General features: G+C 34.0%; 4 protein-coding genes, 1 pseudogene and 1 other annotated feature. All 5 genes and pseudogenes read right to left on the bottom strand.

Features of this window, described 5'->3' with window-relative positions:
- Positions 1 to 612: 612 nt before the first annotated feature.
- A pseudogene (locus ACW2QF_RS14555) lies at positions 613 to 2,372 on the bottom strand (alanine--tRNA ligase).
- Between the two features lie 83 nt (positions 2,373 to 2,455).
- Positions 2,456 to 2,713, bottom strand: a binding site (T-box leader).
- A 34-nt stretch (positions 2,714 to 2,747) separates the two neighbouring features.
- A complete protein-coding gene (locus ACW2QF_RS14550) occupies positions 2,748 to 3,578 on the bottom strand; it encodes a class I SAM-dependent methyltransferase (protein ID WP_455716733.1) in 831 nt (276 codons plus the stop codon).
- Between the two features lie 603 nt (positions 3,579 to 4,181).
- Positions 4,182 to 4,583 (bottom strand): hypothetical protein, encoded by a 402-nt coding sequence (locus ACW2QF_RS14545; RefSeq protein ID WP_455716732.1) that lies wholly within the window; start codon positions 4,581 to 4,583, stop codon positions 4,182 to 4,184.
- 5 nt (positions 4,584 to 4,588) lie between these two features.
- The gene (locus ACW2QF_RS14540) at positions 4,589 to 4,801 is read right to left on the bottom strand and encodes a helix-turn-helix transcriptional regulator (RefSeq protein ID WP_455716731.1); all 213 of its coding nucleotides are present in this window, start codon (positions 4,799 to 4,801) and stop codon (positions 4,589 to 4,591) included.
- 680 nt (positions 4,802 to 5,481) lie between these two features.
- A partial coding sequence (locus ACW2QF_RS14535; RefSeq protein WP_455716730.1) for a hypothetical protein occupies positions 5,482 to 6,396 on the bottom strand: 915 nt, incomplete at its 5' end.

Genomic DNA, 6,396 nt, shown 5'->3' with positions numbered 1-6,396 from the left:
GAAAACTTTCAGCATAATAAATTGGTAATTCATTCATATTAAAATTAAATCTTGCTAATAAGGCTAAATAGGCTGATATATTAATTAAAATAATATCTAACGTAATAATAAATATCCTTCTCATAAAAAGTTTTTTGTCTGCTATAATTTGTTTCATTCTTATGTAACCTTTCCCCGGTATTTATCTTAAATGAATTTACGTCAACCGAATTAAATTTCTACCTAATCAATAGTTAAATACAATATTAGCATTTATCTACATTATTTTCAATCTATTTAAATTTATCACTATATATTACCATATTGATTTCTGCCTGGCTCTGGGAATCACATGAGAATCACACGCCTGATAAATTCACGTTTTAAAAAGAAAAGCCAAGATGATATAATATACATTTATATCTATATTTTTCGGTGGTGCTGATGAGGGCTATTGTGATGAATGTGGTAGATTCGAATCTTGGCATAACAGACCCAAAGCCTTAGCATCTTAAGCCACAATGCTGGAACCAGTAATAAACGACCACTAAAAGTATCAGCCCCGCTGTAATGCACATAGTAGAAACCCAGCCAAAAAAAGTACTTTTTTACTTATAATGTTAAAACAAAAAATTATGGAAGAGAATCACACTCGATCTTAGCCTTAATTCTTCTAACGCCAGCCGAAGATGCTTCTTCCTTTAAAAATATAAATTTTCCTAATTCATTTGTATTGGACGCATGTGGTCCTCCGCATATTTCTTTGGAATAACCAGGAATACTATAAACCTTAACTCTATCACCATACTTATTGTCAAAGATTCCGATTGCATCTGATTCTCTAGCTTCATCCAATGTCATTTCCTCACAAATTACATCAATACTATTATAAATTGCCTCATTAACAATCCTAGATACTTCATTTAATTCATCTTTCGTTAGTTTTCTGTCAAATGAAAAATCAAACCGCAACCGCTCTTCGGTTATATTGCTACCTCGCTGATAAATGCCATCACCCAGAACCATTCTTAACGCACTATTCAGAAGATGCGTAGCTGTATGAAGTCGTGCTGTCTGAATATTGGCATCAGCAAGACCGCCTTTAAACTTTCCCGCTGCACCTTGTCTTGATTTCTCCTGGTGTTCTTTAAACCTTTTCTTAAAATTATTTATATCTACCTTAACCCCACGCTCTTCAGCTAATTCCATTGTAAATTCAATAGGAAATCCAAACGTATCATACAATCTAAACGTAAGCTCACCACTCAATAATTCATCCTTTTGTAGTGAAGCAAAATACTGTTCTGCCTTCTTTAAACCGGAATCAAGAGTTTTTCTGAATAAACAGGATTCCTTTTCTATTTGTTCTAAAATGAAGGTTTGATTTTCTCCAAGCTCGTTATATACCTTCTTATATTGCTGAATTATCACACTTACCAAATCACAAAGGATATTGTCAGGAAAGCCATACTTTTTGATTAATCTTATCGACCTTCTAATTAGTCTTCGTAAAATACAGCCCTGTTCCGTATTAGAAGGTGCAATACGCTTTGGATCACCCAGTATAAATGAGATAGCTCTGGAATGCTCACATATGATACGGAAATCACGTTTGGTTTCATCTGAATATGGAATATCAGTTAAGCTAAGAAGTTTATTCATCACTGGTATAAATAGTTCTGTATCATATACATTATCCTTCCCATTCATAATGGTTAAAACTCTTTCCATTCCCATTCCGGTATCTACATTTTTGTTTTGTAGAGCTTCAAATGATCCGTCACTATTTTTGTTATATTCCATGAAAACGTTATTCCATATTTCAACGTATTTTCCACAATGGCAAGCCGGTCCGCAATCCTCACTACAAGGCTCCTTTCCCATATCATAAAATATCTCAGTGTCTGGACCACATGGACCAGTAACTCCTGCTGGGCCCCACCAGTTTTCTTCTCTGCCGTAAAAAAATATCTGACTATCTGATAGCCCCTTTGTTTTCCACATCTTAGCTGTTTCGTCATCCCTTGCAACCATGTTATCACCACTAAAAACAGTAACAGCAAGTCGTTCTACCGGATTATGCAGGACTGTTGTTAAAAACTCAAAACTTAATGATACCGATTCTTCTTAAAATAATCTCCTAGAGACCAATTTCCTAACATTTCAAAAAATGTAAGATGTGTATCATCACCAACCTCATCAATATCGCATGTTCTTATACATTTCTGAACATTAGTCAAACGTTTGCCTTGTGGGTGACTCTCACCTAACAAGTATGGAACTAACGGGTGCATACCAGCTGTAGTGAATAAAACCGTTGGGTCGTTGTCTGGTAGCAATGAAGCAGAGGCTATTTCACAATGCCCTCTCTTCTTAAAAAATTCAACATACATTCTCCTTAATTCTTGTGCTGTCATTGTAAAACTCCTCTCTTGATAATTTTTTGTATTAAAAAAGCCCCAAGCTGAGTAATTCAGCTTAGGGCGAACTGCTATGTCCGTGTTACCACCTAAATTCAAGTATAAAACTTGCACTCTGTTAATACGGGGCAATTAATTACATTGCCTGATACTAATTTCCTTTTAACGGCGGAATCTCCGATGAAGTCTACTAAGATTTCTCTGTTCGGTTCATAGCTCCAAGACTGCTTCCATGTTATCTTTGTAAAGATTCGCACCAACATCTTCTCTCTGGGACTCTAATAACATTTACTACTTCTCTTCATAGCCTTTGAATTTGAAATTAGATGTAGAATACCACCATTTACTTTACTTGTCAAATAGAATTGCGATTGTGTCACTCTCGGCTTGATAGATACTTCCTGCAACATCACTAAATACCCCACATATCTTAAAGCCAATACTTTCAGCCTCTTGAACCAAAGATTCCTTTGAAAAGTATGTATCCCACAAATAGTAAGGGGTTATTTCATTTTTTGAAATGATTGATATTAACTTCAATGTCACATTATCTGAATACTTGTAAAAACCATTCAATTCCGCATATTCATCAGCACGCCAAAATCCATCCTTATGACAGACTTCCCAAGTTTGTTGCTCTTTAAAATCACAAAACTTTGTTATAGAAAATACATCTAATAACAATTTACCGCCTGGTTTAAGATGATGATAAATTTTTCTCATAATAACTTGCCTGTCATTAGTTGATAATGCACCGTAATCGCAATATATCATTGTAGCAAAGTCAAAACTTTTCTTTAAATCCATTTCTAAATAGTTTTGATAAAAGTATGAAATATTTAAATCCTTATTTAAAGCGGATTGCCTTGCATAATTTATAGAGCGTTTTGAAAAGTCTATTCCTGTGACATGATACCCCATTTGAGTGAATTTTTCGGCGTATATGCCAGGACCACACCCAACATCAAGAAGTAAGGGATAGTTGGAAGGTGGGACAATATCCTTTATCCATGCAACGGATTTTTCAATAAAATCTAACTTCCTACTGGCTCCGTCAAATTCTGGATCTAGGTGTGCTTTAAGCATTTGTTTTGAAATATATTCATCATTCCAAAATTCAACCTTTGTTTTTGTGTAAATAGGTGGCTTACATAAAGATGTAATAATATTGCTGCTCATAATTTTTCTCCTTTCAAGCGCAAAAAAAAGCCGTTCACACAGCTCTTTCTATGCCTATTGAATTAATTTTATCAACTCTTTTTCAGTCATATCCTTGTTACTGATTGTGTAACAACTGATACGCCGAACTAACATCACCTTTTTCTTCTAAATTTACATTTTCATTCTACTGTTTTATTCCTTTAAGTCAACAGCTATTTATATTTACGTGCAATGACACTTCCCCAAACAGTCCATGAATGATATACAAACAGACATTGCACCAGATCATTGAAGTCATGGATTAAGTAGTAAACCCGAATCAAATTACACTGATAAAGAAGAGTTTTCTTAAGGTAATATCCTGTTCTGATTTAGAATATCAATATTACATGAATAGCTTGATTGAAACTGTAGAAGGATATGAAATGATGTTTAGCCTGAAAGCTATTGCTATAGGAATTGGACATTATATTAATTGGTTTAACTTATTACCATAAATTTAATGTCCCATATAGACTAAGATGACTCCAAAACAATAGCGAAGTCATCTTTCCTCCTTATTTACTACGAACTTTCAAATTCCGACATGTTAAAATCTGTACTTGATCTTGTATAGTTGCTTTAGTATTTTTTCCTCAAATACATATACGCCCCCCAATAGAGAACAAGAATCAGACAAACACTTCCACTTGTAACTGGAACAAGGTCATCGTATCCAGCAATTTTGAATACAACAGATATAAGTGCTGCAATCATCACAAATAGATATCCAGCCCAAGCCCAGGCTTTATTTGCAATGTACTTATTCCGTTCATCGCTAGACTCAACATCAATCATCTCTCTGTATTCTTCATTCGTTCTATACTTGATTTGCTTTATGAGCCGAAAAATACCGCCACCAATTAAGCCACCACCCATACCGCTCCAAAATTCGTCTATGAATCCTGCAATATTGCAAATGATCAGAATTACACCAAGAGCGACCCAAAACATACTCACAAATATTCTTCTACTATAATTCATTGACTTTACCTCCTACTCAAATCCTCTTCGTTAAAAATAAATACTTCTTCAATCGTCATTCCAAAATAGTGGGCAATTTTATACGCTAAGAAAATTGATGGATTATATCGTCCAGTTTCAAGTGAGCTGATTGTCTGTCTTGATACTCCCAGTGTTTTAGCAAAATCTTCTTGGCGTATACCCTTTTCCTTTCGTATTTCCTCGATCCTATTCTTCACTAAAACTCTCCTCTCTTTGTTTCCAAAATGTAAAGTTGACTTTACAATAAAATAATAGAACATCAATACATTTATGTCAAGTATACTTTACATATTGTGCAAATTAAGAGATTCTTACTATACACCTTATAACATAACAACTTCGTCACTAACCCTTTCAATGCATGGTAGTGGATTGAAAATGACTGTCGAGAATCAGTATCCGAAATTTCGTTGATTATTTGGAACTGTATAACGGGATTATGGCATAAATAAAACTAACATATTATACCTTGAATTCTTTCCTAATATAAATGGCAATAAGCTGATTATAACTTTTTCTGGCTTTGAATGGCGAAATTCAGACATGGGTGGATGCCCAAGATACTATGGTAATAAAAGACTTAACGATAGTATAGAGAAAAGCAATAGATTAAAATTGGTATAGTTCTATATACATAGATGATTTCTTACATAATTAAACATAAAAGCATGATAATAACATCAGCATGTTGAAGAAATTTCCTTGCTGATGTTATTTATGTTTTACTCAATTTTCTTCGGAAACTACTCCGTAAATTCCCTTGGTTACGATACTGTACAAAATATTTGCAAATTCCTCAGTGCTAATTTTTCTTCCAGTACTGTGTCATTTTTGAACAGATTCTTAAGCTCAAAAAAGGAATCCTCTAGGATAACCCCTAAATTTCTGACACCGCTATAATACCTCCCAAATCAAATGCAATAAACGATTTAAGACACGAAAACTCAGTGCAAAAACATTGAACATAATCATCATCAATATCCGTACTCATATGTATTCGACACTCTACTGGATTAACATATTTTTTGTCTTGTAATTCCATTTTATATAATCGGGAATATTCATCTCCACATTTAAACCCTACTATTAGTGTTTTACAATCCTTACTAAGCGCAAATCCATCAAACCCTGAAAGCTCTACTTTATATTCTTCTACTTGATTCTTCCCAATTTTGCATATTTTATTATAAGGGAACAAATGATACCATACACTATTCTCATGATCCAAAGTGATATCCATGCAGCTAATAGCCAGAGAATCTTGTACAATACTTTTCTCTACACCATCTTTAGAAAATATCTTGATGAATACGTCATCAGACCACGTATTATCTTCACAACTATATCCAACCACGATTTCTCCAGTTGGCTTCGCCGCAATTCGACACACTTCACCTCCTATATAAAAACGCATGCCATCCTCTTTTATCATGCTGTCAACATAATATTCATCCATTTCCATTGAATATCCAACATATCTAAATGCATCTTCTCTCCCAAAAACCGTAACAACAATTTCATTATCAAGAGAAAATTCTACCACCTTATCACTACATAACTTTTTGTGAATATCATAATACAGAATTCGATAATCACAGATGGAAGAGTCTTCATCGTCGATGCGTTTTCTCTCAAAAATAAGTGCCATACTATCATCGGCAAGAACTGGATATGCAATAAGGTTCCAGATGCCATGTACTTCATTTTCTTCCTGAATACTCCATACTTCAATAATCTGATTCACATCAATAATTGAGTTAATATTTATATAATTTTGCATACTATCCCTCAT

Source organism: Anaerosporobacter sp. (genome assembly GCF_965301125.1).
This window is presented reverse-complemented; position numbering and strand designations above follow the sequence as displayed.

Coding starts and splice junctions, on each gene's coding strand:
- ACW2QF_RS14550 (WP_455716733.1), bottom strand. CDS start 3,578: ATGAGCAGCAATATTATTACATCTTTATGTAAGCCACCTATTTACACA.
- ACW2QF_RS14545 (WP_455716732.1), bottom strand. CDS start 4,583: ATGAATTATAGTAGAAGAATATTTGTGAGTATGTTTTGGGTCGCTCTT.